This is a genomic window from Streptomyces sp. NBC_00483 (assembly GCF_036013745.1).
In the GTDB taxonomy this organism is placed as follows: Bacteria; Actinomycetota; Actinomycetes; order Streptomycetales; family Streptomycetaceae; genus Streptomyces.
Genome location: NZ_CP107880.1, coordinates 9909679 through 9936341 on the forward strand (window position 1 = coordinate 9909679; position 26663 = coordinate 9936341).

Annotated in this window: 26 protein-coding genes; 13 read left to right on the forward strand and 13 right to left on the reverse strand. The window is 72.4% G+C overall.

The annotated features are described in order from the left end of the window. The first annotated feature begins 188 nt into the window (after positions 1-188). From OHA73_RS44340 to OHA73_RS44350, 3 genes are all read left to right on the forward strand, one after another. Positions 189-1331 (forward strand): class I SAM-dependent methyltransferase, encoded by a 1143-nt coding sequence (locus OHA73_RS44340; RefSeq protein ID WP_327658272.1) that lies wholly within the window; start codon positions 189-191, stop codon positions 1329-1331. 97 nt (positions 1332-1428) lie between these two features. Further along, complete coding sequence (locus OHA73_RS44345) at positions 1429-2784, forward strand: LCP family protein (protein ID WP_327658273.1); 1356 nt, start codon at positions 1429-1431, stop codon at positions 2782-2784. 75 nt (positions 2785-2859) lie between these two features. After that, on the forward strand, positions 2860-5007 hold the full coding sequence (locus OHA73_RS44350; RefSeq protein WP_327658274.1) for a hypothetical protein: 2148 nt from the start codon (positions 2860-2862) through the stop codon (positions 5005-5007). A gap of 12 nt (positions 5008-5019) precedes the next feature. Here the strand turns inward: OHA73_RS44350 and OHA73_RS44355 are convergent, their stop codons facing one another. Both OHA73_RS44355 and OHA73_RS44360 read right to left on the reverse strand, forming a co-directional pair. Further along, a complete protein-coding gene (locus tag OHA73_RS44355) occupies positions 5020-5847 on the reverse strand; it encodes an endo alpha-1,4 polygalactosaminidase (RefSeq protein WP_327658275.1) in 828 nt (275 codons plus the stop codon). Positions 5848-5881: 34 nt separating this feature from the next. Continuing rightward, positions 5882-6376 (reverse strand): GNAT family N-acetyltransferase, encoded by a 495-nt coding sequence (locus tag OHA73_RS44360; RefSeq protein WP_327658276.1) that lies wholly within the window; start codon positions 6374-6376, stop codon positions 5882-5884. 325 nt (positions 6377-6701) lie between these two features. Here OHA73_RS44360 and OHA73_RS44365 point away from each other — a divergent pair, with 325 nt between their 5' ends. Together OHA73_RS44365 and OHA73_RS44370 are read left to right on the forward strand one after the other, a co-directional pair. Further along, positions 6702-7097: a nitroreductase/quinone reductase family protein gene (locus OHA73_RS44365; protein ID WP_327658277.1), complete on the forward strand. Its 396-nt coding sequence runs from the start codon at positions 6702-6704 to the stop codon at positions 7095-7097. A gap of 6 nt (positions 7098-7103) precedes the next feature. Then, on the forward strand, positions 7104-7796 hold the full coding sequence (locus OHA73_RS44370; RefSeq protein WP_266725060.1) for a ribonuclease H family protein: 693 nt from the start codon (positions 7104-7106) through the stop codon (positions 7794-7796). 74 nt (positions 7797-7870) lie between these two features. On the opposite strand, the gene OHA73_RS44375 is transcribed toward OHA73_RS44370, so the two are convergent. Continuing rightward, the gene (locus OHA73_RS44375) at positions 7871-8731 is read right to left on the reverse strand and encodes a glycoside hydrolase family 16 protein (RefSeq protein WP_267073216.1); all 861 of its coding nucleotides are present in this window, start codon (positions 8729-8731) and stop codon (positions 7871-7873) included. Positions 8732-8960: 229 nt separating this feature from the next. On the opposite strand from OHA73_RS44375, the gene OHA73_RS44380 reads away from it, so the two are divergent. After that, on the forward strand, positions 8961-9917 hold the full coding sequence (locus tag OHA73_RS44380; RefSeq protein ID WP_327658278.1) for a D-2-hydroxyacid dehydrogenase family protein: 957 nt from the start codon (positions 8961-8963) through the stop codon (positions 9915-9917). Between the two features lie 7 nt (positions 9918-9924). On the opposite strand, the gene OHA73_RS44385 is transcribed toward OHA73_RS44380, so the two are convergent. Beyond that, entirely contained in the window at positions 9925-10389 is a 465-nt protein-coding gene (locus OHA73_RS44385) for a cupin domain-containing protein (RefSeq protein WP_327658279.1), read from the reverse strand. A gap of 206 nt (positions 10390-10595) precedes the next feature. On the opposite strand from OHA73_RS44385, the gene OHA73_RS44390 reads away from it, so the two are divergent. Then, positions 10596-11381, forward strand: coding sequence for an SAM-dependent methyltransferase (locus tag OHA73_RS44390; RefSeq protein WP_327658280.1), 786 nt, complete (start codon positions 10596-10598; stop codon positions 11379-11381). Between the two features lie 91 nt (positions 11382-11472). Here the strand turns inward: OHA73_RS44390 and OHA73_RS44395 are convergent, their stop codons facing one another. Further along, positions 11473-12243, reverse strand: a complete 771-nt coding sequence (locus OHA73_RS44395) for an IclR family transcriptional regulator (RefSeq protein WP_327658281.1) — start codon at positions 12241-12243, stop codon at positions 11473-11475. Positions 12244-12324: 81 nt separating this feature from the next. Here OHA73_RS44395 and asnB point away from each other — a divergent pair, with 81 nt between their 5' ends. Beyond that, on the forward strand, positions 12325-13875 hold the full coding sequence (asnB, locus tag OHA73_RS44400) for an asparagine synthase (glutamine-hydrolyzing) (protein ID WP_327658282.1): 1551 nt from the start codon (positions 12325-12327) through the stop codon (positions 13873-13875). A 19-nt stretch (positions 13876-13894) separates the two neighbouring features. On the opposite strand, the gene OHA73_RS44405 is transcribed toward asnB, so the two are convergent. Continuing rightward, positions 13895-14746, reverse strand: coding sequence for a fructosamine kinase family protein (locus OHA73_RS44405; RefSeq protein ID WP_327658283.1), 852 nt, complete (start codon positions 14744-14746; stop codon positions 13895-13897). A 116-nt stretch (positions 14747-14862) separates the two neighbouring features. Here OHA73_RS44405 and OHA73_RS44410 point away from each other — a divergent pair, with 116 nt between their 5' ends. Further along, positions 14863-15582 carry a type 1 glutamine amidotransferase gene (locus OHA73_RS44410; protein ID WP_327658284.1) on the forward strand — a complete coding sequence of 240 codons (720 nt, stop codon included), beginning with the start codon at positions 14863-14865 and terminating at the stop codon, positions 15580-15582. On the opposite strand, the gene OHA73_RS44415 is transcribed toward OHA73_RS44410, so the two are convergent. Beyond that, positions 15542-16792 (reverse strand): benzoate/H(+) symporter BenE family transporter, encoded by a 1251-nt coding sequence (locus OHA73_RS44415; RefSeq protein ID WP_327658285.1) that lies wholly within the window; start codon positions 16790-16792, stop codon positions 15542-15544. The genes OHA73_RS44410 and OHA73_RS44415 overlap by 41 nt on opposite strands. Positions 16793-16963: 171 nt before the next feature. On the opposite strand from OHA73_RS44415, the gene OHA73_RS44420 reads away from it, so the two are divergent. Further along, on the forward strand, positions 16964-17503 hold the full coding sequence (locus OHA73_RS44420; protein WP_267073212.1) for a helix-turn-helix domain-containing protein: 540 nt from the start codon (positions 16964-16966) through the stop codon (positions 17501-17503). A 13-nt stretch (positions 17504-17516) separates the two neighbouring features. Here the strand turns inward: OHA73_RS44420 and OHA73_RS44425 are convergent, their stop codons facing one another. From OHA73_RS44425 to OHA73_RS44445, 5 genes are all read right to left on the reverse strand, one after another. Then, on the reverse strand, positions 17517-18338 hold the full coding sequence (locus tag OHA73_RS44425) for a hypothetical protein (protein ID WP_327658286.1): 822 nt from the start codon (positions 18336-18338) through the stop codon (positions 17517-17519). 140 nt (positions 18339-18478) lie between these two features. Continuing rightward, positions 18479-20017, reverse strand: a complete 1539-nt coding sequence (locus OHA73_RS44430) for a PstS family phosphate ABC transporter substrate-binding protein (RefSeq protein ID WP_327658287.1) — start codon at positions 20015-20017, stop codon at positions 18479-18481. Between the two features lie 86 nt (positions 20018-20103). Next, a complete protein-coding gene (locus OHA73_RS44435) occupies positions 20104-20571 on the reverse strand; it encodes a DUF2269 family protein (RefSeq protein ID WP_327658288.1) in 468 nt (155 codons plus the stop codon). A 2-nt stretch (positions 20572-20573) separates the two neighbouring features. Continuing rightward, positions 20574-20897: a hypothetical protein gene (locus OHA73_RS44440; RefSeq protein WP_267073208.1), complete on the reverse strand. Its 324-nt coding sequence runs from the start codon at positions 20895-20897 to the stop codon at positions 20574-20576. Positions 20898-20955: 58 nt separating this feature from the next. Continuing rightward, positions 20956-21627, reverse strand: coding sequence for a DJ-1/PfpI family protein (locus tag OHA73_RS44445; protein ID WP_327658289.1), 672 nt, complete (start codon positions 21625-21627; stop codon positions 20956-20958). A 209-nt stretch (positions 21628-21836) separates the two neighbouring features. Here OHA73_RS44445 and OHA73_RS44450 point away from each other — a divergent pair, with 209 nt between their 5' ends. The 3 genes from OHA73_RS44450 (at position 21837) to OHA73_RS44460 (ending at position 25907) form a co-directional block, all read left to right on the forward strand. Next, positions 21837-22775, forward strand: coding sequence for a GlxA family transcriptional regulator (locus tag OHA73_RS44450; RefSeq protein WP_327658290.1), 939 nt, complete (start codon positions 21837-21839; stop codon positions 22773-22775). A gap of 121 nt (positions 22776-22896) precedes the next feature. Then, positions 22897-25422, forward strand: a complete 2526-nt coding sequence (locus tag OHA73_RS44455; RefSeq protein WP_327658291.1) for an ATP-dependent Clp protease ATP-binding subunit — start codon at positions 22897-22899, stop codon at positions 25420-25422. Between the two features lie 86 nt (positions 25423-25508). Then, positions 25509-25907, forward strand: coding sequence for a hypothetical protein (locus tag OHA73_RS44460; protein ID WP_327658292.1), 399 nt, complete (start codon positions 25509-25511; stop codon positions 25905-25907). Positions 25908-25963: 56 nt separating this feature from the next. Here OHA73_RS44460 and OHA73_RS44465 read toward each other — a convergent pair whose 3' ends face one another. Next, positions 25964-26584: a DUF6629 family protein gene (locus tag OHA73_RS44465; RefSeq protein WP_327658293.1), complete on the reverse strand. Its 621-nt coding sequence runs from the start codon at positions 26582-26584 to the stop codon at positions 25964-25966. Positions 26585-26663 lie beyond the last annotated feature (79 nt).

Sequence of the window (26663 nt, forward strand, 5' to 3'; positions counted from 1 at the left end):
AATCAGCGTCATGACATCCGGCATCGTCCCAGGTCTCGTCCTCGGCGACCCGCTCCCGCGCACCGCGACGCGGGAGCCGAGCCGCCCCTGACCCATGTGCTCGCCCGGTGACCGTCACCGGGCCGCCTCCCGCTCCTCGCCGAAGTGCGCTTCGTGCCCCGCACGTTCCACTACGAGGAGTTCCCACGGTGACCGTCCTGTCCTGGACCGAACCCGATACCGACACCACCCGCACCGCGCCCTGGCGCGCGCTCGGCGGCGGACGGCCGCCCCGGCGCGTCGTCGTCGCCGACGACCGGACCAGCGCGCGGGAGGCCTACCGCCACGCCTGCGAAGGCACCGCGCTGCTGTGGCGCGGCGACCACCATGGCGCCCGGCAACTGCTGAGCGCCCTCGGCCGCCGCGTCGACCGGGCGCTGCCGCCCGCCGACGGCTTCCACGAGCACCGCAGGAACCGCGCCCACCGCGCCCGCATCCTCGGCATGCTCCTGGTCGTCCTCGACGCCGACTACGGGCTCGACCTGCGCCGCGCCCCCGACGTGCGCCGCGCGTGCACCGAGGCTTATGGGCCCGCCCCCGGAACCCCCGGCGTCGTACCGCTGCGCGAGCTGCTGGGCGTGCTCGGCGCGCACGAGTGGCGCCGCACCGGTGTGCCCGTGGCCGCGCTCGACGGCGCCCGCATCCACCCGCACTACGGAGTGTTCGCCCCGGTCAGGGGCGAGTACGTCGACCTCGTCCGGGATACGGAGCTGCCCCGCGGCGCGGTCGGCGGCGTCGCCTTCGACCTCGGCACCGGCACGGGCGTGCTCGCCGCCGTCCTCGCCCGGCGCGGCGTCGGCCGGGTCGTCGCCACGGACGCGGGCCCGCGCGCCCTCGCCTGCGCCCGCGACAACGTCGACCGGCTCGGGCTCGCGGACCGGATCGAGGTGAGCGACGCGGGGCTCTGGCCGGCGGGCGGGCGCGCCGCGCTCGTCGTCTGCAACCCGCCGTGGCTGCCCGCACGCCCCACCTCACCCCTCGAAGAAGGCGTGTACGACCCCGACTCGCGCATGCTGCACGGCTTCCTCGGCGGACTCGCGGGCCGCCTCGAACCCGGCGGCGAAGGCTGGCTGATCCTCTCCGACCTGGCCGAACTCCTCGGGCTCCGCGACCGCGACCTGCTCACGGACGCATTCGCCGCCGCGGGCCTGCGCGTCGCCGACCGGCTCGACATCCGGCCGTGCCACCCGCGCTCCCGCGACCGCACCGATCCGCTGCACGCCGCACGCGCGGCGGAGACGACGTCGTTGTGGCGATTGGTTCCGATGGGGGAGGCCCCCATGCGTACATGACGGTGAATCAGGCGCGGCAGGGTGGGACGAGAGGGGCAATTCGGGGTAAAGGGGTCAGGTCGCATCCGCCCCGACATCCGCTCGACGGAGGTACTCCATGGCCCCTCAGCACCGTCTTCGCCGCCGCCACGCGGTGGCCGCGGCCGCCCTGCTGATCACTACGCTCGCGGGCGCGGCGCCCGCGGGGGCCGGAGCGGCGGAGGGCAGATCCGCCCCCGCCGCCGGCCACGGGTCCGGTCAGGGCGTGGGGAAGGGGAGGGGCACCAACCTGCTCGTCGCGGGGCTCGACCGCCGCAGCGGGATGTCCCGCGAGGAGATCCAGCGGCTGCACGTCGGCGGCCAGGAGTGCGGCTGCACCGACGTGCTGATGGTCGTGCACATCGCCGCCGACGGCCGTCGGCTCAGCGTCGTCTCCCTGCCCCGGGACTCCTTCGTCCGCTTCGCCAAGCACGACCACCCCGCGCACAGCGGAAAGATCAACGGGGCGTACGCCCACGGGGGCCGGGACCTGACCGTGCGCACGGTCGAGCGCGCCACCGGCCTGCGCATCGACCACTACATGGAGGCCGACTTCCGCGGGTTCGTGGCGGCGGTCGACGGCCTGGGCGGCGCCGAGGTGTGCAGCGACAGGCCGCTGCGGGACGAGAACTCGGGGCTCGACCTCGCCGCGGGAACCCACGACATCGACGGCACGCACGCCCTGCGCTACGTCCGCGCCCGGCACCTCAACCCGCCCGGCGACCTCGGACGGGTCCGCCGCCAACAGAAGCTGCTGCTCGGCATGTTGGCACGGCTCTCCGACGCGAAGGTCTTCAAGGACCCGATGGCGACCGCCCGTACGGCCCGCGCGCTGATGTCACATGTACGCACCGACGGTCACACGGACATCCGTACGCTGACGTCCCTGGCGTGGAAGCTGCGCGACCTCACGCCGCGGCAGACGGAGTTCGCCACCGTGCCCATCTCGAACTTCGACTACCGGGACCCCACGTGGGGCTCGTCGCTGCTGTGGGACGACAAGCGGGCGAAGCGGATGTTCGGTGCACTGCGCGCGGACCGGCCGTTGGCGACCACGCGGAAGTCCGGCGGTCCTGTCCCGGTCGGCATGCCGCCCCAGGAGACCAAGGTGACGGTCGACGACCCGCGCATCGCCGACGGACTGCGCGAGAGCGGCTTCGACGTGACCGAGGTGCCCGCGCCGAGCAGCCGTCCGAGCGGACCCACCGTCGTCACGTACGACCCCGAACGCGCCCGCTTCGCGCCCTCCCTGGCGGCCGCGCTCCCCGGTGCGAAGCTGCGGTCCGTGGCCGGATTCGGACCCGCCTTCCGCGTCGTCGTCGGCGGTGGCGATCGTGGTGTGACGCAAGTGACGTACGACCGCAGCATGGTGGAAGGGGCACCGGTTACCGGAGACCGGCTGCGCTGCGGGCACCCTTCGGGCAAAAAGGGCTGAAAACCGACCACTGCGGGGCCACTTGGGGTTCCGTGACGGGAGCGCGACGCTCTGTGTTGCGGTTACGGTTCTGCTGTGGTGATCAACGCGCAAGGCAACAACGAGGCACATTCCACCGAGCCGGGCACGGCGCTGCTCCTCGCGACCGCGCCCGTCGGCAAGGCGGGCCTCATCGACGCGGTCTCCGTGCTGCCCACGCTCGCGGCGGTGCCGCCGAGCGTGCTCACCGGCACGGCGGCGGCGTCCGTCGTCGAACTCGCGGACCCGCTCGACCCGCAGGCCGTCCTCACCCGCCTGCGGACGGTGGCCGCGCAGCCCGGACCGCTCCATTTGTTCATCGCGGGCCAGCTCCACCTCGACCACCGTCAGCGCCTGTTGCACCTGGCCCTCGCCCGCACCACCCCGTCGACGCTGCGTTACACGGCGCTGCCCTGGCACTGGCTCACCGGTGAACTCACCCTGCGCCGCCCGCACACCACGACCGTCGTGCTCGACCTCGTCGCCGACGCGGAGGCGTGGAAGCACGTCGGTGTGGGCGGTCTCGGCCTCGGCCACGGCACCAGCGTCTTCGGCCGGGTGCTGCCGCCCCCGCCCCGCCGCACCACCCTCACCCCCACGTACCTCCGCGCCTGCGCGGACATCTGGCGCACAGGAGCCCGCCCCACTCCACCCGACCTCCACGAAACGGCGGCGTCCCACGCGGGCCCGAAGGACGCGCTCTTCGTGGCGCTGGGGTCGGGTTACGTGCCGAAGGGGACGCCCGGCGGCGGGCACGCGCGGGAGACCACGCCTGTGGCGGGCAACGGCCGCGCGCCCGATACCGGGGTGCCGAGTGAGCCCGCTCCCTCGGTGCGGCCCACTGCGCCGGAGGCCGCAGGAACACCTGCCGCCACGGCACCGCCGTCGACATCGGTTCCGGCCCCGCCTTCGACTCCGGCCACTGGTCGGCCCGCGGCTGCTCCGCTTCCGCCTGCCGGTCCTGCTGCGGGTCCGGCCTCTGGTTCCGTACCCGGACAGGGCTCGTCGGCGGCGCCGGCAGGGGACTCGGTGACGGCCCCGGATTCGGCTCCGGTTCCGGTTCCGGTTCCGGAGTCGGTCCAGGACCGGCCCTCGAACTCGGGCGCGGGTGCGCCACCAGTTGTCGCTCCGGGCACCGGCCCCGCGCCGGCACCACCGTCGCCTCCGATATCGGTCGCACAACCGGCCCCCGGACCGGAGCCGGTCCAGGTCCCGGCTTCGGATTCAGGTTCGACCCCTGCGGCAGTGCCGGCTCCGAGCCCGGTCCCGACACCCGCTTCGGGTGCGGCACCTGCTCCGGACCGGGCATGGACTTCAGGGCCGGCCCCAGCCTCGACTTCGGCTCCGGCCTCGGCTCCGGCGGCTGCCGTAGCAGCTGCCTCGGGTTCGCTACCGAACTCGGCCACCGCCCGAACTTCGGCACCCGCCGATGCCTCGGCTCCGGGCTCCGTTCCCGGGGCGGACACGGTTTCGGCTCCGGCCGCGAGTCACGCCCAGGCCCCCGCCCACACTTCGGCACCCGCTCCCGCACCGGCCGTGCGGCTCGCCAAGGCGCCGGCGCCTAGCCAGGTCACCCCGCCCCCGGTTGCCGCTCCTGTCAGCGCACGGCCCTTGCCCGTGGCCGTACCGCCGAGCCCCGCGGCTGCGCCGGCGCCGGCAGCGTCCGCGCCCGTACCGCCCAGCCCGGCGGCCACGCCCGCCCTCGCACCGGCAGCGCCCGCCATCCCGCCGATGCCCGCCACCGCGCCCGCGGCCCCCGTCCAGCCCGCCGACCCCGACCCGCACGCCCTGTTGCTCGCCGCCGTGCAGGCGGGGCGGCATGGGGAGGCCGCGTCCATTGCTGCCGCGTGGGAGGGGGAGGCGTTGCGGGTGCATGGGATGCGGTCCTCGCAGGTCGTGCACTGGATGGAGGTGCGCGCCGACCTCGCGCGGCTGGCCGACGAACCGGGGCGCAGCTGCGAGCTGTGGATCGCCGTGGCGCACGCCCGGATCGCGCGTGGCGAGGCGTCCTCCGACGAGGACGTGGAGGCGGCCGTCGACCGCGCCCACCACCAGTGGGAACAGGTCCGCGACCCGGACCGGGCCCGCGGACACGCCGCCGGCCTGACCGCCCTGCGGGAACAGGTGCCGGGCCGGCGCCCCGGCGCCCTCGACGCGATCAAGCGCCGCCTCGACGCGCTGAGCGACCCGACCAGGAAGGCCTGACCCCGCCGCCGCTCAACAGGCCCGCCGCACATACCCCTTCGTGCCCGCGGGCCGCACGTCCATGTCGCGCAGCACGATCGAGAGCCGGTCGCCCCACGCGCGGCACGCCCGCTTGAAGTCGGCCTTGCGGTACTCCACGGCGAAGACCCGGTCGTCGTACGCCGTCGCGTACCCCCGGCACTCGTCGTAGGCCTGGCACTCCTCCGTCACCGCGAAGTCGAACCCGATGTCGCGGCGCTTCGGCAGGAGTTCCGCGGTGTTCTTCTGCCCCACCGCGAGCCCGGACCCGTGCGCCCGGTCCGCGATGAGCTTGGCGAACGCGACCGCGTCGGAGGCGCCGAGCAGTCCGTCGGAGCGTTCGTAGGAGTCGAGGTTGTCCGGTTCGACGGCCTGGAACCCGTCGTCGGCGCAGCCCCGGATCCAGCCGCCCACGATGTTCGCAAGACGCGCCCGCTTCGTCTTCGTGGAGATGTCGAACAGCGGCTCGTGCCAGTCCTCGTCGATCACCAACTTCCCGTCGCCGTCCCGCAGCAGCAGGTCGTCGTGGTGGGCCCGCCACCACTTCACGGCGTCGGGCTGGGCCTGGAAGGCGTTGACGTAGCAGACGTTGTAGAGCCCACGGGCGGGGGCGTCCCCGCGGTCCCGCGACACGGCCCGCACCCCCGCGGGCGGCTTGTACGCGCCGCCGATCTGGTAGTCGAACTGCGCGTCCGGCGTCGGTTGTTGGACACGCGGGGAGCGGTCCCCGGACTCCGGTGACGAGCAGGCCGACAACGCGAACGAGGCAGTCAGGGCGAGGCACAAAGCCGACAGACGTCGGGAAGCCGGGCGGAAGATCATTCTCGCAGCCTAGAACGAGAAACCCGGCCACCCTTCACAACGGGCGCCGGAAGCACACCCGATGCTGCCCGGGACCGTCGTAGTCCTCGCGCACCGCGACCCCGCCCACCTCCCGGTCACCCGGCTCCACCACGAACCCCAGCTTCCGGTGGAAGGCGATGGACCCGGTGTTCCCAGGCGAGGTGATCGCCCGCACGTCCTTGCGGCCGGCCCGCTCCGCCCGCCGGAAGAACTCCTCGTACAGCCCCCGCCCGACACCCGAGCCGCGCAGCGCCGGGTCGACCCCCACGAAGTGGATGTACGCGGAGGTGTCGTCATCGGCGGCGTACAGGCCCACCAGGAACGCCCGCACACCCGAAGCGTCCTGCGCCACCAGGCTGGTGCCCGCGAAGAACTGGAGGAACAGGCGGGGGAGCAGCAGCGACAACTCGCGCGCCTCCTGCGGCGTGCGCGAGTCGCCCCACCACTCCTGGACACGTCGGACGAGCGCGGGATGGTCGTCCTCGTGGGCCGCGCGCAGGTCGGGCATCAACGATTCCTTCGTCAGGGTTCGCGGTGGGCGGGTCGAACGGTCACCGAGCGGTACCGGTCGTGACTCACTTCACGCCGCCTCCCGGCACCGCCGGGAACAACCCTGCCGCCCGGTCCGTTGACTCAGATGTGGACACGGATGGAACAGTGTCCCCGGGCCCAACCTATCGCCCGCAGGGAAGATCGTTCGGCTGAAGCCCTGCGGAGCCCTCCGCCGAGAGGCGACCGCCATCCGTGTCCCGCCTCAAGCCGCCCCGGCCGTGGTCCCCCGTCACGGCCGGGGCTTCCTCATGCGCCGCCGGCCGCCGGTCTACAGTTCGCCCATGACGCGCTTCCATGAGACCAAGCACCGGCTCGTCACCACCTTCCAGCGCCACATCGCCAACCCCGTGACCCGGCGCCTGCCGACCCAGGTCCTCCTGGAGACGACCGGCCGCACGTCGGGGCTCGCGCGCCGTACGCCGGTCGGAGGGCGGCGCGTCGGCGGGGCCTTCTGGCTGGTCTCGGAGTTCGGGTTCAAGTCCCAGTACGTGCGCAACATCCAGGCCGACCCCTGCGTCCGCGTCCGCCTGCGGTCCCACTGGCACAGTGGGACCGCGCACCTGCTGCCCGACGACGACGCCCGCGCCCGCCTGGGGGCCCTGCCGCGCCTCAACAGCGCCGCCGTCCGCGGCCTCGGCGTCGACCTCTTGACCGTACGTGTCGATCTCCATGACTGACCTGGCATGATCGGGGGCATGGCAGAACGTGTGATCGCCGCGTGTGACGGCGCGTCCAAAGGAAATCCCGGACCCGCGGCTTGGGCCTGGGTCGTCGCCGACGGTGACGAGAAGCCCGTGCAGTGGGAGGCCGGCGCGCTCGGCACCGCGACGAACAACGTCGCCGAACTCACCGCCCTGGAGCGGCTGTTGAGTACGGTCGCCGCGGATGTGCCGCTCGAGGTGCGGATGGATTCGCAGTACGCGATGAAGGCGGTCACCACGTGGCTGCCCGGCTGGAAGCGCAAGGGATGGAAGACGGCGGCCGGCAAGCCCGTCGCCAACCAGGAGCTGGTGCAGCGGATCGACGCGCTGCTCGACGGCCGCGAGGTCGAGTTCAAGTACGTGCCCGCGCACCAGGTCGACGGCGACCCGCTGAACGATTTCGCGGACCGCGCCGCCAGTCAGGCAGCCGTCGCCCAGGAGGACGCGGGCAGCGCGCTCGGCTCTCCCGAGCCGCCGCCGTCCAGCCCGTCCTCCGCGAAGCCTCCGCGCGCGAAGGCGGCGTCCGCCAAGCGCACCTCCTCCGGCTCCTCCTCGCGCACCCTCAAGGCGAAGTTCCCCGGCCGCTGCCGCTGCGGCCGCTCGTACGCCGCGGGGGAGGACATCGCCAAGAACCCCGACGGCTGGGGTCACCCGGAGTGCCGCACGTCTGCCTGACCGAAGACGACATGGAGGGGCCCGGCGCGCAACACGGCGCCGGGCCCCTCTCCGTTCCCTACGTACTCACTTACTCACGTGCTCACCCGCACGTAATCCACCACCAGCTGCTGCGGGAACTGCGTACTGGAGTCCGGGTCGCCCGGCCAGTACCCGCCCACGGCGAGGTTGAGGATCAGGAAGAATGGTTTCTCGAAGACCCACTGGTTGCCGCCGACGTCGGCGGGCGTCCGGGTCTGGTAGACCGTTCCGTCCACCGACCAGGTGATCTTGTTGGGCGTCCAGTCCACCGCGAACGTGTGGAAGGCGTCCGCGAAGGCCTGGCCGTTCGGCAGCGAGTACCCCGCGCCGATTCCGCCCGAGCCGGAGTAGCCGGGGCCGTGGATCGTGCCGTGCACCGTCGACGGCTCGAAGCCGACGTTCTCCATGATGTCGAGCTCGCCGGAGTTGGGCCAGCCGACCGAACCGATGTCGCTGCCCAGCATCCAGAACGCGGGCCAAATGCCCTGCCCGCGCGGGATCTTCATCCGGGCCTCGACGTGGCCGTGCGTCGTCTCGAACTTCCCCGACGTGTTGAGGCGCGACGAGGTGTACTCACATGTCCCGTACCAGCACTGGTAGTTGGAGGGGTTCTCCTTGCGGGCGGTGATGACCAGGTTGCCCTGACCGTCGAGCTTGGCGTTGTTGTTGCCCGCCGTGTAGTACTGCCGCTCGTGGTTGTCGACGTTGTCGCCGGTCTCGGTCTGCCACTTCGAACCGTCGACCGCCGAGCCCGCGGGCCCGTCGAAGTCGTCGGAGAAGGTGACCGCCGCGGTGTGCGCGTCGCCGTCGGTCTCGGCGGCGTTCGCCGAGGGCACGAACGCCGCGGCGACACACAGCAGGGCCGCGGCGCCCAGCGGGAGTCTGCGGCTCAGCGGGCGGAGGGAACTGCGCATGGGGCATCACATCACTTCGGGTAGGGGGTCGTGCCGTCCCGCGGCACGCCAGAAAGTGAAGGCAAGAAAGCTGCGCTTGACGTGTTCTGTTCAAGGCTTGATTTAAGGGGCGGGGCGAAGGGGCGTCAAGGGACTGCGCGAAAGTCCGTACCAGTGTTCCCGGTTAAGGTTTGCCGACGATCTTCGAGACGAGCTTCGAGGCGACCTTCGAACCAGGAGTGATGTGAGCATGCTGCGGTGCGCTGTACTCGACGACTACCAGGGCGTCGCCCGTGAACTTGCCGACTGGGACCGCCTGTCGGGCCGCCTCGACGTCACGTACCTGAATCGCTATATCGATACGCACGATGAACTCGTCGCGCTGCTCGGCGACTGCGAGATCGTCGTCGTGATGCGCGAACGCACCCCGTTTCCCGCCGAGTTGATCGCGCGTCTGCCGAAGCTGCGGCTCCTCGTCACGTCGGGCATGCGCAACGCGTCCATCGATCTCGACGCCGCCGCCGCGCACGGCGTCACGGTCTGCGGCACCGCGAGCAACCCCGAACCGCCCGTCGAGCTGACCTGGGCCCTGATCCTGGGCCTCGCCCGCGGTGTCCTCACCGAGGGCGCCAACCTGCGCGACGGCGGCTCCTGGCAGTCCACCCTCGGCGCCGACCTGCACGGCCGCCGGCTCGGCCTGCTCGGGCTCGGCAAGATCGGCGCACGGGTCGCGCGCGTCGGCGCCGCCTTCGGCATGGACGTCGTGGCGTGGAGCCAGAACCTCACCGCCGAGCGGGCCGCCGAAGCCGGTGCCACCCTCGCCGCCTCGAAGGAAGAACTCCTCGACACCAGCGACTTCGTCTCGGTCCACCTCGTCCTGGGCGACCGCACCCGCGGCCTGCTGGGCGCCGACGAACTGCGCCGCATGCGCCGCACCGCCTACCTCGTCAACACCTCGCGCGCCGCGATCGTCGACCAGGAAGCGCTGGTGCGGGCGCTGCGCGAGGGCTGGATCGCCGGCGCGGGCAGCGACGTCTTCGACACCGAGCCCCTCCCGGCCGGCCACCCCCTGCGCACCGCCCCGAACTTCCTCGGCCTGCCCCACCTCGGTTACGTGACGCGCCGCAACTACGAGGGCTTCTTCCAGGGCGCCGTCGAGGACATCGAGGCGTATCTGGCGGGGAGCCCCGTGCGCACCCTCGGCTGACCTGGGATCAGTCGCGTACGAACTCCCGCAGCTCCTCCGCGAGGTCCGGATATTCGTCGAGTACGGCGCGTGTCGCGAACTCGTGGTCCATGTAGTCGAAGCCCGGGGTGACGACCTCCGCCACCAGGCCGTGGCGGGAGTCGCCGAGCAGGTGCGAGGCCTTCCAGTGGCCGCCGGGCACCAGCAGGAAGCGCTCGTCGTCCGGGCCGAGGACGGTGCGCTGGAGGGTGCCGTCGGGAGCGACGGTCACGTACTCCAGGGGACCGCCGTCGATCAGGAAGTGCAGGATGTCGCTGCGGTTGCGGTGCAGCAGGCCGCTGGGCTGCCGCTCGTCGAGCAGGTAGTAGATCGATGTCGCCGAGGGGCGGGGGCCGTGCGGCGTCGAAAGCTCGTGCGGGCTCGTGTACACGCGGCGGAAGTAGCCGCCCTCGCCGTGCGGCTCCAGGTTCAACTCGCATCGCCAGTCGCGCACCGTGGCTCCTCAGGGTGGATCATGGGTGGGTGGTCAAGCGTAGAGGGCGCGGGGCAGGGCCGCGGGAGGCTCGCGAGTACCGTGCGCTGTCGCCCGCGCACCCGCCGTGACCTGCAACTCCGTGGTGAATGACGGGAGTTGGCATGAAAGACTGCGGGCAGGTCACACGCATTGCCCCGCCCGCTCAGCGACGTTGGAGAGTCCTCATGGCAGCACCCGCTCCCCGGCCCCGTATCGACACCAGCCAGGCGCACCCCGCGCGGGTCTACGACTGGCTGCTCGGCGGGAAGGACAACTACCCCGTCGACGAGGCCGTCGGCGAGAAGCTGCCGCCCGAGGCGCGGGACGCGGCGCGGCAGAACCGGGAGTTCATGCACCGGGCCGCCGCCTGGCTCGCCGGGCAGGGCGTCGACCAGTACCTGGACATCGGCACCGGCATCCCGACCGCGCCGAATCTGCACCAGATCGTGCAGCGGATCGTTCCTTCGGCCAAGGTCGTCTACACCGACAACGACCCCATCGTGCTGCGGCACGCGCAGGCGCTGCTCGTCAGCAGCCCCGAGGGAGCCACCGACTACATCGAGGGCGATGTCCGCGAACCGGACGCCATCCTCGAACACGCCCGCACCGTCCTGGACTTCGACCGGCCGATCGCCCTGTCGCTGATCGCGCTGATGCACTTCGTGCCGGACGACGAGGAGGCGTACGGCATCGTCTCCCGGCTGGTGTCCGAGCTGCCGCCCGGCAGTCACCTGGTGCTGTCCAACGCCTCCAGCGACATCTTCCCCGAGCTGGTCGAGAAGGTCGTGGCCCAGTACACGAAGGCCGGGATCCAGCTGGGCTTCCGCACCCGCGACGGGGTGGCGCGGTTCTTCAAGGGGCTCGACCTCGTGGAGCCGGGTCTGGTGACCGCCACGGAGTGGTTCCGCGACGAGCCCGCCCCCGCGCCCGAGCCGAGCGGCATCTACTCGGGCGTCGCCCGGATCTCCTGAGCCCGGATCTCCTGAGCCCGGATCTCCTGAGCCCGGATCTCCTGAACACGGATCTACTGCATACGGATTTCCGGCTTACGGATTTCCTGAGTCACGCGGACGGCGGCGCGCCATTGAGTCGGGCCGACAGCTGGTGCGCCGCCGCGATCACCGCCTCCGCGACCGCGGGCAGCGCCTCCGGCGGCAGTCGGAACACGGGCGCCGACACATTGACGGCCGCCACCACGTCGCCCCGGTGGTCGTGCACCGGCACGGCGACCGCGGTCAGGCCCGGCTCCATCTCCTCCGCGGCCACCGAGAAGCCGCGCGCCCGCTCCGCCCGCAGCCGCTCCAGGACGGCCGGTACGTCGCGGGGTGCCGCGTCCGTGCCGGGCAGCGGCGCCCCGTTCTCGGTCGTCAGAAGCGCCGCCACCTGGTCGTCGGGCAGCCCGAACAGCAGGGCGCGGCCCGTGGACGTGCAGTTCAGGGGCGAGGTGCGGCCGATCCACTCGTGCGCCTGCAGGCCGCGGGAGGTGCGCTCGGTGAGCACCGTCACCACGCCGTGCCCGGACAGCACCGTCAGATACGCCGGCTCCCCGACGCGGTGCACCAGATCCCGCAGTACCGGCGGCGCTTCCCCGTACAGTCGCTCCTCGCCCGCCGAGGAGGCCAGCGCGAGCAGCTGCCAGCCGACGCGATAGCGCAGCGTGCGCGGGTCCCGCTCCAGGAATCCCTCCTGCGCCAGGACCTTCAGGGTCCGTGACACCTGCGTCTTCTCCCGGCCCACCGCCTGGGCCACTTCCTGTACGCCCATCGGGCCCTGCGCGAGAGCGCGCAGCACGTCCAGCGCGCGGTGCACGCTGCTCAGGTTTTCCGCTGCCATGACGCAAGCGTGCCACAGCGGCGTGCGTATAGAGCAACTCGCATTGTTCCATTCGCACGGACCGCCCTATGGTCGATCCACATGTGCGGAATCGCAAGCCTTCACAGTCATCACGGAAGTCTCGACAGTCTCGACACCGAGTGCGCCGACGAGGCGGCACAGGGAATGCTCGACCGGCTCGCCCACCGCGGGCCCGACGACAGCGGGAGCCGAACGGTCGGCGGCCACACCTGGCTCGGCCACCGCCGCCTCTCCATCGTCGACCTCGACGGCGGACACCAGCCCCTCGGCGGCACAGACGGCGACGACGACTGGTCGCTCGTGTGCAACGGCGAGATCTACAACCACCAGGAACTGCGCGAGGAGCTGCCCACCGAGGCCTTCGGCTCCTCCTCCGACTCGGCGGCGGCGCTCGCCGTGCTGCGCACGGACGGGCCCGAGGGCCTGCTCCGGCTGCGCGGCATGTGGGCGCTGTGCGCGGCCACGCCCGGCGGCCGCTTCGTCGCCGCCCGCGACGCCATCGGCATCAAGCCCCTGTACTGGGCGCGCACCGACACCGCCGTGCACTTCGCCTCCGAACTGCGCGCGTTCCACCCCGACGTCCAGCCGAACGCGGAGATCTTCCCGCCCGGCTGCTGGTGGACGCCCGAGGACGGCCTGCGCCGCTTCGCGGAGCCGGTTCCCGACGTGGCCGCTGCCTGGGGCGGGGTGTCCGAGCAGGTCGTCGAGAAGGCCACCTTCGAGGCCGTCGCCGACTCCATCCGCCGGCATCTGATGGCGGACGTCGAGGTCGGCGTGTTCCTCTCCGGCGGGCTCGACTCCAGCCTCGTCGCCGCGGTCGCCGCCGACGAGTACGCCCGCCAGGGCCGCCGCCTCAAGACCTTCGCCGTCGGCACGGAGGACTCCCCGGACCTGCTCGCCGCGCGGGACGCCGCCGCGTTCCTGGGCACCGAGCACCACGAGGCGGTGCTCGACGCCGAGGCCGCGGCGCGGGTGCTCGACGAGGTGGTCGGGTGCGTGGAGTCCTTCGACGCCAGCCTCATCCGCAGCGCCGTCCCGAACTGGTTCCTGTCCGAACTCGCCTCCCAACACGTCAAGGCCGTGCTCACCGGTGAGGGCGCCGACGAACTCTTCGCCGGATACGGCTACTACCACGAGCGGCACGCCGCCCCCGACGAGCTGGACGCCGAACTGCGCCGCACCATAGGCGCGTTGCACGGCCTCAATCTCCAGCGCTGCGACCGCGTCACCATGGCACACGGTCTGGAGGCGCGGGTGCCGTTCCTCGACCGGGACGTCATCGCGCACGCCATGTCACTGCCCGCGCCCGTCAAGGGACTTGAGGACGACGGCATGGAGAAGGGGCACCTGCGCCGCGCCTTCGCGGGCTGGCTCCCGGAGCACCTGCTGTGGCGGCGCAAGGAGCAGTTCGGCACGGGCAGCGGCGCGGAGGGCGTCCTGAGCCCGCTGTGGGACAGCCGCATCACGGACGCGGAGTTCGCGGCGGCGACCGCCGAGGACGGGGCGCCCGAGCTGCGCAGCAAGGAGGAGCTCGGCTACTACCGGACGTTCCGGGCCGCGCTGCCCGGCGTGCGCCCGGAGGCGGTGCTCACGCGGTTCGCGACGGCGTAGGTCCTGTCTGACCCCGCGGCTACCGAGGTTGGGAGCGGGCCGCGGCCACCGCCTGCTCGGCGTAGCCGCGGCCGAACAGCACCGTGTGCACCAGGAGCGGGAAGAGTTGGTGCAGCGGGACGCGGTCGCGCCAGCCGTCGGCGAGCGGCGCGGCCTGCTGGTAGCCGTCGAGGATCCGGTCCAGGTGCGGCGCGCCGAACAGGTGCAGCATCGCCAGATCGGTCTCGCGGTGCCCGCCGTGCGCGGCCGGGTCGATGAGCCTGGCCGCGCCGTCGGCGCCCCACAACAGGTTCCCGTTCCACAGGTCGCCGTGCAGCCGGGCGGGCGGCTCGGTGGGGCCCGCGAGTTCGGGCAGCCGCTCGCAGACCCGCTCGATCGGCTTCGCCTCGGCGGGGGAGACGGTTCCGGCGTCGACGGCTTCGCGCAGGTAGGGGAGCACCCGGTGGGCGGCGTACCAGCGCGGCCAGTCGTCGCCCGGCACATTGCGCATGGGGGCGAGCCCGATGTACGCCTCCGTCGGCCCTTCGGGCGGCGCCGCGCCGAACGCCGTGGCTCCGGCTCCGTGCAGCCGCGCCAGGTCCGCACCGAACCGCACTGCCGCGCCCGCGCTCGGCCGCCCCTGCGTGACCCGGTCGACGACGAGGCACCGCTCGTCGTAGCCGTGCACCGTGGGCACCGCCACCGCGCCGGCCGCCGCGAGCCATCGGAGCCCGGCCGCCTCCGCGCGCGTTGCCGCCGGGTCGTCGGCCTGCTTCACCATCACCACGCGCCCGTCGTCGAGGGTGACCTCGGCGAGGTGGGACGAGAGGCGGCGCTGGGCGGTGGCCGGACGGCCGGTGAAGCGGGTCGCGGCGGCTTCGAGTGCAGACATGACCCTCAGCGTAGGACGACCGCGGGGCCGTTGACGTGGTACGCCGCGCGCTGGTCTGCTGCGGTGATCAACGCGGGGCTCGACCCCCGTCAACGTATGGAACGAGGCGAACACGGATGAGTACCAAGGCAGTTGATCCCGTCCTGGTCGTGCAGAACACCAAGAGCGGCGGCCCCGGGCGGGTCGGCGACTGGCTGTGCGAGGCGGGCCTCGCGCTCGAGGTGCTGCGCCCGTACGAGGGTGCGGAGATGCCCGGGACGCTCGACGGCAGGCCCCTGCTGGTGCTGGGCGGCGGATTCCTGCCGGACGACGACGAACGCGCGCCCTGGCTGCCCGCCACCCGCCGCCTCGTCGCGGAGGGCCTCGACCGTGGCACGCCCGTCCTCGGGATCTGCCTCGGCGGCCAGCTGCTCGCACACGTCGCGGGCGGCCGTGTGCGGGGGAATCACGGGCGGCCCGAGTACGGAAGCACCCGGATACGGATGCGACCCGAGGCCGCGGATGACCCGCTGCTGCACGGGCTCGGCGCGACGGTTCCGGCGATCGAGCGGCACGTCGACCAGATCACTGAACTGCCGCCGGGCGCCGCCTGGCTGGCGTCCACCGAGGACTGCCCGCACCAGGCGTTCCGGGTGGGGGAGCGGGCCTGGGGCGTCCAGTTCCACCCGGAGGCCGAGGCCGCGCGGATCGCGGTGTGGGACCCGGTTCCGCCGGCCCGGCAGGGCTTCGACCGGGACCGGCTGCACGCCGCGGCGGTGGCAGACGAGGGTGTGGCCGTCGCGGCGTGGTCGGAGGTCACACGGAGGTTCGCTCGGGTGTGCGCGACGATGCCGTGACCGGCTCGGCGGCGGGCGCCGACGGGGTGGGGCGGCGCCGTGCCACCGACGCGACGACCGTGGTGAGCACGCCCGCGAGCAGGCCCCAGAACGCGGACCCGATGCCCAGCAGTGTCACGCCGGAGGCCGTCGCGAGGAAGGTGACGACGGCCGCTTCCCTGGACCGGGGATCCGACAGCGCACCGGCCAGGGCGGACTCGATCGTGGCGAGCATGCCCACCCCGGCGACCGCCAGGACCAGCGCGTGCGGCATCGCGCCGAGCAGCGAGGCCACGGTCGCGCCGAGCAGGCCGACGCACAGGTAGAAGACACCCGCCCACACGGCCGCGAGGTAACGCCGCTTCCGGTCGGGGTGCGCCTCATCCCCGGTGCAGATAGCGGCGGTCAGCGCCGCGAGGTTGAGGCCGAAGGCGCCGAACGGGGCGAGCACCGCCTGCGCGACACCGGTCCAGGTCAGGACGGGCGAGATCGGCACCTCGTACCCGGACGTGCGCAGTACGGCGACACCCGGCAGATTCTGCGAGGCCATCGTGACCACGAACAGCGGCACACCGACGCTGACGAGCACCTTCCAGTCGAACTCGGGAGCCGTGAACACCGGCTGCGCGAGCGACAGTTGAACCCGTTCCAGGTGCCAGCCACCGGCGATCACGGAGGCCACGACGCCACCGGCGAGCGCGACCACCACGGCGTAGCGCGGCAGCAGCCGACGGGCGAGCAGATACAGCGCGAACACCGGGAACGCGATCCCGAAGTGCCCGCCCATCTGCGAGAAGAGCCCCGTCCCGAAGTTCAGGAGCACCCCCGCGAGCAGCGCGGAGGCGAGCGGCACCGGTATCCGGTCCATGAGCCGCGCGAACCACCCCGTCAGACCGCTCACCACGGTCAGTACGGCACTGAACACGAACGCGCCCACAGCCTTCTCCATGGACACCCCGCTCAGGCTCGTGGCGAGGAGCGCGGCCCCCGGCGTCGACCAGGAGGTGAGCACGGGCGCCTTGCTGCGCAGCGACAGGCCCACGGTGGTCACGGCGATGCCCACGCCGAGCGCCAGCATCCACGAGGACACCTCCCGCGCGTCCGCCCCCGCGGTCCGCGCCGCGGTGAACACGATGGCGGCCGCGCTGGTGACACCGACGGTGGTCGCGATGAGCCCCGCCACCACGGCCGAGGGTGGTGCGAGGGCGCGGATGCGGGCGAGCGAGGACATGCGGGTGTCACTTCCGTGGGCAGGGGAGGGCAGGATGGTGGGAGCGCGCTTGGCGTTCCATGAAGCGTTCCATGAAGCGTTCCATGAACGGAACGTTCTGTTTGTGGAACACTAAGGACGCGGATGGCGACACGTCAACACGCGCCGACTGGCGCGGGAGGGGGCCGGGCGATGGGGCTTGGTGACGAAGTGGGGCGCAGGCTGAAGCAACTGCGCGTGGACAGCGGCCTGTCGCTGTCCGAACTCGCGCGCCGCTCGGGCGTCGGCAAGGGCACGCTCTCCGAGCTCGAGGCCGGTCGCCGCAACCCCACCCTCGAAACCCTCTATGCCCTGACCACCGTGCTCGGCCGCCCGCTCAGCGCCGTCCTCGACGACCCGCCGCGAAGCGTGGGCGCGGGCGCCGCCGGTGTCTCCGGGAGCGCGGTCACCGCGGTGCTGATCGAACGGTACGAGGACGAGGACGCGGCCACCGATGTCTTCCGTGTCACCATCGCCGAGGGTGCGACCCAGGAGTCCGCGGCGCATGTCCCGCGCACCACGGAGAGCCTGATGGTGCTCTCGGGGACGGCCGTCGTCGGCCCGCCGGACGCACCCACGACGGCAGGGCCCGGCGGCCACGCCCACTGGGCGGCGGACGCCCCGCACATCTACGGCGCGCCGGACGGCGACGTCCAGGGGATCCTCTTCGTCCGCTACCCGAAGGGGACTTGACGGCTACGGGGGTTCAGGCGGCGTGCGGCGCCTGTGACGGCTCGGTGTTGCGCAGGTCCGAGACATCGATCGAGTCGTCCGCGGACGGTGTCTTCTTCGGGACCGCCTTGCCGTAGTCGGTCAGTGTCATCGACAAGGACTCGTCGGAACCCTTCTCGGTGGCGCGCACCAGCCGGTGCGGCTCGTCGGCGGTGACGTAGAGGGTGATGTGCTCCTTGCTGTCACCGCTGTTACTGGAGGTCAGCGGCACGACCTCGGTGCCCGCGACCTTCTTCTGGTCGCCCTTCGTGAGCTCGTCCTTGGTGGCACGGTCCGAGCCGTCCTTGAGGCGCTCGCGGAACGAGTCGAGGTCGCAGGTGCCGGACAGTCCGTCGAGCATCGGGTCGTCGGTGGTGCCGTGCACATAGCGGTCGCCGATCAGGTCGGCGGCCAACTCGCCGCTTCTTCCTGGGAGTTGGGTCTTCCAGAACGTGGCGTCCGGCTTGATCCACACCTCGTCGCCGCGCTTCACGAGGTCGACGCTGCCGCCCTTGGCCCCGCCGGTGCCCATGTGCAGCTCGCCCGTGCAGTTTCCGTCCTCGTCGAGACGCAGATCGATGAGTGCCGGGGTGCGGGCGTCGCGGTCGTCCGCGCTGTTCCGCATCGTCAGATGCAGGGACTTCGCGTCCAGGAGTTCCTTCTTCGCCGCGTCCGCGAGCTCCTGCGCGCTCTTGTCCTTGGCGTCGCTGTCGTCGGCGAGGGCGGGTCCCGCGGAGAACAGGCTCGCGCACACGAACGCCGCGGCGACGGGCGCCCGCGCGGCCCGGTGCAGCCGGGTCGGGGTCGGTCCGGCCATCACGTCACCTCGCATCCCCGGACGCACGGCACGTCCGAAATACGCATAAATTGTACGTTCTGCGGGGTGTCGGTGTCGTCCGCGAGGCGTCGCCCGTGAGGCGTCCTTCGCGAGGTGTCGTCCGCGAGGTGTCGTACGGGTCAGTCGTCCTTGCCACACACCCGCAGTCCCACCGGCGTCCCGCACGGAAGGTGACCGTGCGTCGCGACGACTCCCTTGCCCGTGCCGTTGTCGACGGCGTACGAGAGGAAACTGGAGGCCAGCGAGTCGGCCGGCGGGCGACCGTAGGTGTACGCGTACTCGATCTCGCGGTACGGATAGCCGCCCGCGTCGAGCCGGTCCGGGTCCGGGGTGTGGCCGTCGAGGGTGAGTCGGTGCAGGCCCTTCGGCGCGTCCGGCGGCGACGCGGCGCGCAGCTCGCTGTAGCCGAGGGCGCCGGGCGTATGGGCCACGGTGTCGAGGACCTGCTCCGTGGAGTCCAGCTCGCAGCGCAGCACGCGGGCGCCGGTACGGGACGTGCGGTTGACGCAGTCGTCCGAGGAGGCGGGCGGCTCGTCCGCGCCCGCGAGCACCCGCGCCGTGAGCGCGGACCGGGTGCCCGAGCCGGAGGTGCGGCTGACCAGGACGACCGGCAGATCGGGGCCGCCCAGCCGGGACCAGTTGCGGATCTCGCCCCGGTAGACGCGCCGGGCATCGGCCACGGACAGGTTCGTCAGGCGGACGCCGTCGTGCGCGACGAGCGTGAACAGGGACACCGCGATACGGCTCTCGCTGAGCCGGGTGTAACTGGCAGGGCGGGGCCCGTCGGAGAACGCTATGCGGCCCGCCGTGCTGCCCGACTCCTCGCCGGACAGGGCGAGTTCGCGCACTCCGGTGCGGCTGCCGCGCGCGGCGACCGTGATCCGCGGCTCGCCCCCGCAATGGTCGCGGTACTTCTGTGCCAGCTCCCGCATCACCGGGGCGAACGCCGTGGACCCGGTCAGCCGGAGCCTGCCCGACTCGCAGTCGTCCGGCAGTGGTGACGGTGTGAGCAGCGGCAGGGTCGCCGCCGCGATCAGGGCGACGCCGAGCGTGACCGTGGTCCAGCGGGCCCGGCTGCTGAACACCGGTGGCTTCTCGTCCGGCGTGAGGCTGTGGTTCTCGTGCAGCTTGCCGTCCTTGATGTCACCGGTGACGGTGACCTTGTCCCCTTCGCTGCCGCCCGTGAGCAGCACCAGGATCTTGTAGTACGCGCCCGGCTTCAGCGGGACCTTGGGGATGCGCAGCGTGCCGGGCGCCGCGACGACCAGGCCCGGCTCGTCCTCGAAGTGGCTCCACAGGCTGGCGTGTTCATCGGTCAGCGTGACATCGAGCGCCTGGATGCTGCGGCCGGGGAACTCGGCGGTGAGCCCGTGGTTCGCATCGATGTAGTCGGACGCCTCGACGTGCCGCGAGCCGTCGTTCTCGATACGCAGCAGCACCAGTGTCGCGTCGCGCATCCCGGGCAGGTCGTTGAAGAGCCCGAAGCGCGGATCGCCCTCGCCGGCCGGTCCGTTGTGCCCTATCGCGATGTCCATCTGCTTGCGGAACCCGACCCGCTTGCTGCGCCGCGCCCTGCGGTCGGCCGCGAACGGCGTGGCCACGGAGACCACGCCGATCAGCAGCCCAGCGGTGGTGAGGGCGATCTCGAGCCATCCCATGCGGGGACGGTACGGTCCCGCCGACCCGGGCGGCGGGCTCCGGCGCCGAGCTTCGCCCACTGTTCGTCGTCCGTTCAACGTCCCCGTCAGGAACTGGTCGTGGAACCCGGCCGGACGATCATCAGCACGGTCACCGTGGCCCACAGTAGATTGAACACGCCTGTCAGCATGGCCAGTTGGCCGGCCGTCCGGGGGAGCGCGGGAGGCTCCGGCTCCCGCACCGCGTCGAGCGCCGCCTCCTGCGCGGGCAGGATGAACACGGCCAGGACCGCGGCGGCCGCCGTCGTCAGCACGATCGAGACGATGAGCCATGGGCTGCCGAGCACCCCGAGGCTGCTCGCGGTCGCGAACCCGAAGAGCGGCACGGCGATGCCGATGCCCGCGTAGGCACGGCAGATGCGATGCAGGGTGCGCAGTGTCGCGAGCGCCTCGGCGCCCCCCGGTGAACCGAGCGCACCGCGCAGCGAGTTGGGGAACATGCTCGCGGCGACGGTGACCGGCCCTACGGTCAGCACGGCGGCGAGGACGTGCAGGATGAGCAGGAATTTCGTCATGGTCAGCGGCCCGCGCCCGCCCGCTCGGGGCGCCGACTGCCGGTCACCTTCGACGCCGGGAGCCGCCCGGCACGCGACGTACCGCTCAGGGTGTCGCCGTCGACGGCGACGGCGAAGCTCAGGTTCAGGCGCATCGGCCTGGTGACCGACTGCTTCCACGTGAGCCGGTCGTCGCCGGACAACTCCAGCTCACGCAGCGGGACGTCCTCGCCCGCGCCGTGCGCGGTGCCGGTGAGCGCCCCGTCCGCCCTGCGGAGTTCGACGACGGCGGCGATCGTGCCGATGGGGGTCGAGATGGACAGGTCCCAGGTGCCTTCGACGGTCATGCGGTGCTGCTTCCTCTCTTCATGTTTCCAAGGGTCTTCCCGTTTCCAAGGGGGCGGTTCAGAAGACCGCGGGCGCAGGGCCTTGCGCCCGCCAGACCGTGCCGCGACGCTCGTACGCGAACAACTCCTCGACGGCGTGCGCGATTTGCGGCCCCACCTCCCGCTCCAGCAGATGCAGGCCGAGATCGAGCCCGGAGGTGACCCCGGCGCCCGTGACGAGATCGCCGTCGTCCACGACGCGGGCCCGCACCGGGCGGGCGCCAGTGGCTTCGAGGAGGTCGAGTCCCAGGTGGTGGCTGGTGGCGGGGCGTCCCTCGATGAGCCCGGCAAGGGCCAGGACGAGCGAGCCGCCGCAGACGGTCGCGACCGTCGTCGTGGGGTCGGCCATGGCCGCGCCGAGCAGGGCGGGCAGCTCCGTGGCGAGCGTGCGGCCGAGCAGCACCGGGATCGTCGCCTCCGCCGCGCCCTCGTCCGGCGTCCCGCCGGGGTCCCCGACAGGACCGGACGCGCCGGGCACCACCACGATGTCCGCCCGCGCGGGATCGAGCGCGGCGGTGGCGCGCAGCGCGAGCCCGCCGGTCCCGCCGACCACCTCGCGCGGCCCTTCGGCGGAGACCAGCTCCACGTCGAAGGCGCCGCCGGACGCGGCGGCGCCGGCGTGCAGCACCTCGAAGGGGGCGACGACATCGAGTGGGTCGAAGCCGTCGAAGAGGACGATCTGGATGTGCATGGGGGAGGGGTCCTTCGCAGGTCACGCGCCCGGTCCGGCCGGGATCTCCGTCGACGCTATTCCGGTGCGGACCGGTCTCCCAGTGGCAATAGTGACGACTGTCAACGGGATACCGCCACGACCTATGACGTGGCTACCAATGGCCATCAAGCGTCCAGCCACCTGTTGGATACGGTGGCGAGATCTCGGGGCTCAGCTATATTCCCGCCATGCACACCATCGCCGTCCTCGCCCCCGACCAGGTGATCCCCTTCGACCTGGCCACGCCCATCGAGGTCTTCGGCCGCACCCGGCTGCCCGACGGCCGTCCCGGCTACCAGGTGCGGGTGTGCGCGGAGCGGGAAGAGGTCGACGCCGGTACGTTCACGATCCGCGCGCCCCGCGGTCTCGACGGGCTCAAGGGTGCGGACACGGTCATCGTGCCCGGCACCGCCGACCCCACCGCTCCGCTCGCCCCCGCCGTCCGCGACGCGCTGCGGGCGGCCGCCGCCGACGGCACCCGGATCGCCTCGATCTGCTCGGGCACCTTCCCCCTGGCCGCGACGGGCCTCCTCGACGGACTGCGCGCCACCACCCACTGGATCGGCGCCGACCTGCTCGCCGCGAGCCACCCGGAGATCGACGTCGACCCCGACGTCCTCTACGTCGACAACGGCCAGATCCTCACCTCGGCCGGCGCGGCCGCCGGGCTCGACCTGTGCCTGCACATGATCCGCCGCGACTACGGCTCCGCGGTCGCCGCCGACGCGGCACGGCTCTCCGTCATGCCGCTCGAACGCGAGGGCGGCCAGGCCCAGTTCATCGTGCACGACCACGCCCCGACGCCACAGGGCTCGACCTTCGAGCCGCTTCTCACCTGGCTTCAGGAGAACCTGGAGCGCGACCTCGGCCTCGCCGACATCGCCGCGCACGCGGGTGTCAGCACCCGCACCCTCATGCGCCGCTTCCGCGAACAGACCGGCAGCACGCCGTTGCAGTGGCTGCACCGCGCCCGGATCCGCCAGGCCCAGCATCTGCTGGAGACGACACCGCACCCCGTGGAGCGGATCGCCGCGCAGGTCGGCTTCGGCTCGCCCACCGCGTTCCGCGACCGCTTCAAGCGCACCACCGGCGTCAGCCCCCAGACGTACCGCCGCAGCTTCGCCTGACGCCGACGTCCCGTACGGCTCACCACGTTTATCCACGCCGCAGCGGGCAACGCGCACCCCGGACGGACGTCGACGAGGCAGCGCTGTCGCACGCGGACGGCGCGCGCCGGGACGGATGGGCATGAGCAGCGGATTCACCGGGTCCGACGGCTACGGACAGGACCCCTTCGGCGACTTCTTCTCGCGGTTCCTCGGCGGTGGCCGACGGCAGATCGACATCGGCAGGCTGATGAGCGGCCCCGCCCGCCACCTCGTTGCCACGGCCGCGAACTACGCCACCGAGCACGGCCGGGGCGACCTCGACACCGGGCACCTGCTGTGGGCGGCGCTCTCCCTCGAACCCACCCGCGGCCTCGTGACGCGGGCCGGCGCCGACTCCGACCGGCTGGCGGAGGAGATCGACCGGCACGCGGGCGGCGGTGAGCCGAGCCGCACGCCGCAGTCCCTCTCCGTGACCCCCGCGGTCAAGCGGGCCCTGCTCGACGCACATGTGATCGCGCGGGAGTCGGGCGTCGCCTACATCGGCCCCGACCACATCGTGTTCGCGCTCGCCGCCAACCCCGACTCGGCGGCAGGACACCTTCTCAACCAGGCCCGCTTCACCCCGGACCCAGCGCCGCAGACCCCGCCTCCCGGATCCGCCGAAACCCGGTCCGGCGGCCAGCAGGCGTGGAGCACGGCGCCCACCCCCCACCTGGACCGGTTCGGCGAGGACCTCACCGACCGGGCCCGCCAGGGCCGCCTCGACCCGGTCATCGGCCGTGACGAGGAGATCGAGCAGACCGTCGAGGTGCTCTCCCGCAGGGGCAAGAACAACCCCGTACTCATCGGTGACGCGGGCGTCGGCAAGACCGCGATCGTCGAAGGCCTCGCCCAGCGCATCGCCGACGGCGACGTACCGGAGACGCTCTGCGGGCGCCGCCTCGTCTCGCTCGACCTGTCCGGCGTCGTCGCGGGCACCCGCTACCGCGGCGACTTCGAGGAACGCCTGAACGGCATCATCGACGAGGTGCGTGCCCACCCGGACGAACTCATCGTGTTCATCGACGAGTTGCACACCGTCGTCGGTGCGGGCGCGAGCGGCGGATCCGAAGGTGGTTCGATGGACGCGGGCAACATGCTCAAACCCGCCCTGGCGCGCGGCGAGTTGCATGTCATCGGCGCCACCACCCTGGAGGAGTACCGGCGGCATATCGAGAAGGACGCCGCGCTCGCCCGCCGCTTCCAGCCGATCCTGGTGCCCGAACCGTCGACGGCGGACGCCGTGGAGATCCTGCGCGGACTGCGCGACCGCTACGAGGCGCACCATCAAGTCCGGTACTCCGACGAGGCGTTGCTCGCCGCCGTCGACCTCTCCGGCCGCTACCTCACCGACCGCTTCCTGCCGGACAAGGCCATCGACCTGATGGACCAGGCGGGCGCCCGCGTGCGGCTGCGCGACCGCACCAAGCCCACCGATGTACGCGCCCTGGAACGCCAGGTCGACGACCTCAGCCGCGACAAGGACGAGGCAGTGGCCGCCGAACAGTACGAGCGGGCCACCGAACTGCGCGACCGCATCGGCGAGTTGACCACTCGGATCGAAGGAGCCCGCGATCCCGACCCCGGCGACGGGCACATCGTCGAGGTGTCCGCGGAGGACATCGCCGAGATCGTGTCCCGGCAGACCGGCATCCCCGTCAGCAGCCTCACCAAGGAGGAGAAGGAACGCCTCCTCGGCCTCGAACAGCATCTGCACGAGCGGGTCATCGGCCAGGACGAGGCCGTCACCGCCGTCTCCGAAGCCGTCCTGCGGTCCCGCGCCGGGCTCGCCAGCCCCGACCGGCCCATCGGCAGCTTCCTCTTCCTCGGCCCCACCGGCGTCGGCAAGACCGAACTGGCCCGCGCCCTCGCCGAGGCACTCTTCGGCAGCCAGGAACGCATGGTCCGGCTCGACATGAGCGAGTTCCAGGAGCGCCACACCGTCTCCCGCCTGGTGGGCGCGCCGCCCGGATACGTCGGCCACGAGGAGGCCGGGCAGCTCACCGAGGCCGTGCGCCGGCACCCGTACTCGCTGATCCTGCTCGACGAAGTGGAGAAGGCACACCCCGACGTCTTCAACACGCTGCTCCAGGTCCTCGACGACGGCCGCCTCACCGACGCGCAGGGCCGCACGGTGAACTTCACCAACACGGTCATCGTGATGACCAGCAACCTCGGCTCGGAGGCCATCGCCGGACGCGGCGCCGCCCTGGGCTTCCGCGTCGACGGCTCCGAAGCCGACGAGACCGCACGCCGCGACCAGGTCCTGCGCCCGCTGCGGGAGCACTTCCGCCCGGAGTTCCTGAACCGCGTCGACGAGATCGTGATCTTCCGGCGGCTCAGCACCGAACAGCTGGCCCGCATCACCGACCTCCTCCTCGACGAGACCCGGCGCCGCCTGCACGCCCAGGACATCACCATCGAGTTCGCCCCCGAAGCCGTCGAGTGGCTGGCCCGGCGCGGCCACCAACCCGAGTACGGGGCCCGCCCGCTGCGCCGCACCATCCAGCGCGAGGTCGACAACCGGCTCTCCCGGATGCTGCTCGACGGCGAGATCGCGGCGGGCGGCCGGATCCGGGTCGAGGCGGGCGACGGGGCACTCACCGTCCGGCCGCAGGAGACGTAACCCCTGGTCGCGTACGACGTTGATGTGCGCGAAGCGCGGGCGCAGGGCTCCGCGCACCACGTCGTACGAGACACAGGGAGTCACCCATGCGGGACATCATGCGGGCCGCCTTCAAGAAGACCTTCGCCTCGGTCGCCGCGGCCGTCGCCGCGCTCGGCTGCGTCATCGCCGCCGGGCAGCCGGCCGCCGCGGACGGCAAGTGGTGCAACAACGCGGTGTGCATCGAGACCTACGACAGTGGGACGTACCTGGGCCGCGTCGAGGTGTCGGTCGTGAACACCAACCAGCCGCACCGCATCTCCGCCCGTGTGTGGACCACGAACGGCTGGAGCGCCAACACGAAGGTCGAGGACGTCGACGCCTTCCGCACCTACCGCGACCAGGCCTACCCGCAGCGGCACTTCCCGGCCGGCACCCGGCTGTGTGCCGAGGGCTTCCGAGGCGACGAGAGTGTCGGCCTGCCCTGTGTGACGATCACCGACTGACGACGGCGCCACACCGCCCGCGGGGGCTGGACCGAAACCCAGCCCCTCCGGCATGGTCAAGGCCGTGCCGCAGGGCGTAGCCACCGGTAGAGCACCACCGAACAGAGCGCGGCGCCTGCGCACCACGTGGACATGAACTCCCAGCGCCACAGCGCCGCGCACACGGCCGCGGCGACCGCCGCCAGCACACCGAGCTGGACCAGACCCCGCTCGCCCGACAGCAGCAGCGAGCCGATCGTCGCCAGCAGATAGCCCGCCAGCAGCCACCCGGAACCCGGCAGGCCGACCGCATAGCCCATGGTGTGGCCGCGGACCTCGGCGGTCACCGTGCTCGTCGCCAGGACGTACACGAGCACTCCCGCCGTCACGACGCCCGCCGCGAGCGGCACGAGCAGCCGTCGGCGGGCGCCCGGCGCCACCACGCACCACACGCCCGCCGGCACCCACAGCGGCAGCAGCGGCAGCGCGATCACCGCCCACGCGAGGACGGCGGGGCCGCTGCCACCGCCGTCGTTCCAGATCACCGCCTCGATGATCTGGTGCGCCCCGAGCAGCAGCGGCAGCGCCGCGAGCGGCAGGGCCCGCGGCCGGGTGCGCGCCGCTCGCGACACGCACCCCACGCCCACCGCGGCGATCGCGCCACCCGCCACCAGATCGGCCGTCGCACTCCAGCACATGCGACCACGCTACGTTTCCGCAGGCCGGGCGGCGCGTCGTGAGGGTCCCAGGGCCTGTCGTTCGGATCAGGCCGGGCTC

Bases quoted from the DNA above. Each gene is read 5' to 3' on its own strand.
- OHA73_RS44430 (WP_327658287.1), bottom strand. From the start codon at position 20,017: ATGGGATGGCTCGAGATCGCCCTCACCACCGCTGGGCTGCTGATCGGC.
- OHA73_RS44375 (WP_267073216.1), bottom strand. From the start codon at position 8,731: ATGCGCAGTTCCCTCCGCCCGCTGAGCCGCAGACTCCCGCTGGGCGCC.
- OHA73_RS44435 (WP_327658288.1), bottom strand. From the start codon at position 20,571: ATGACGAAATTCCTGCTCATCCTGCACGTCCTCGCCGCCGTGCTGACC.
- OHA73_RS44425 (WP_327658286.1), bottom strand. From the start codon at position 18,338: ATGGCCGGACCGACCCCGACCCGGCTGCACCGGGCCGCGCGGGCGCCC.
- OHA73_RS44410 (WP_327658284.1), top strand. From the start codon at position 14,863: ATGAGTACCAAGGCAGTTGATCCCGTCCTGGTCGTGCAGAACACCAAG.
- OHA73_RS44355 (WP_327658275.1), bottom strand. From the start codon at position 5,847: ATGATCTTCCGCCCGGCTTCCCGACGTCTGTCGGCTTTGTGCCTCGCC.
- OHA73_RS44365 (WP_327658277.1), top strand. From the start codon at position 6,702: ATGACGCGCTTCCATGAGACCAAGCACCGGCTCGTCACCACCTTCCAG.
- OHA73_RS44460 (WP_327658292.1), top strand. From the start codon at position 25,509: ATGCGGGACATCATGCGGGCCGCCTTCAAGAAGACCTTCGCCTCGGTC.
- asnB (WP_327658282.1), top strand. From the start codon at position 12,325: ATGTGCGGAATCGCAAGCCTTCACAGTCATCACGGAAGTCTCGACAGT.
- OHA73_RS44380 (WP_327658278.1), top strand. From the start codon at position 8,961: ATGCTGCGGTGCGCTGTACTCGACGACTACCAGGGCGTCGCCCGTGAA.
- OHA73_RS44420 (WP_267073212.1), top strand. From the start codon at position 16,964: ATGGGGCTTGGTGACGAAGTGGGGCGCAGGCTGAAGCAACTGCGCGTG.
- OHA73_RS44445 (WP_327658289.1), bottom strand. From the start codon at position 21,627: ATGCACATCCAGATCGTCCTCTTCGACGGCTTCGACCCACTCGATGTC.
- OHA73_RS44450 (WP_327658290.1), top strand. From the start codon at position 21,837: ATGCACACCATCGCCGTCCTCGCCCCCGACCAGGTGATCCCCTTCGAC.
- OHA73_RS44465 (WP_327658293.1), bottom strand. From the start codon at position 26,584: ATGTGCTGGAGTGCGACGGCCGATCTGGTGGCGGGTGGCGCGATCGCC.
- OHA73_RS44360 (WP_327658276.1), bottom strand. From the start codon at position 6,376: ATGCCCGACCTGCGCGCGGCCCACGAGGACGACCATCCCGCGCTCGTC.
- OHA73_RS44370 (WP_266725060.1), top strand. From the start codon at position 7,104: ATGATCGGGGGCATGGCAGAACGTGTGATCGCCGCGTGTGACGGCGCG.
- OHA73_RS44440 (WP_267073208.1), bottom strand. From the start codon at position 20,897: ATGACCGTCGAAGGCACCTGGGACCTGTCCATCTCGACCCCCATCGGC.
- OHA73_RS44415 (WP_327658285.1), bottom strand. From the start codon at position 16,792: ATGTCCTCGCTCGCCCGCATCCGCGCCCTCGCACCACCCTCGGCCGTG.
- OHA73_RS44390 (WP_327658280.1), top strand. From the start codon at position 10,596: ATGGCAGCACCCGCTCCCCGGCCCCGTATCGACACCAGCCAGGCGCAC.
- OHA73_RS44455 (WP_327658291.1), top strand. From the start codon at position 22,897: ATGAGCAGCGGATTCACCGGGTCCGACGGCTACGGACAGGACCCCTTC.
- OHA73_RS44395 (WP_327658281.1), bottom strand. From the start codon at position 12,243: ATGGCAGCGGAAAACCTGAGCAGCGTGCACCGCGCGCTGGACGTGCTG.
- OHA73_RS44345 (WP_327658273.1), top strand. From the start codon at position 1,429: ATGGCCCCTCAGCACCGTCTTCGCCGCCGCCACGCGGTGGCCGCGGCC.
- OHA73_RS44405 (WP_327658283.1), bottom strand. From the start codon at position 14,746: ATGTCTGCACTCGAAGCCGCCGCGACCCGCTTCACCGGCCGTCCGGCC.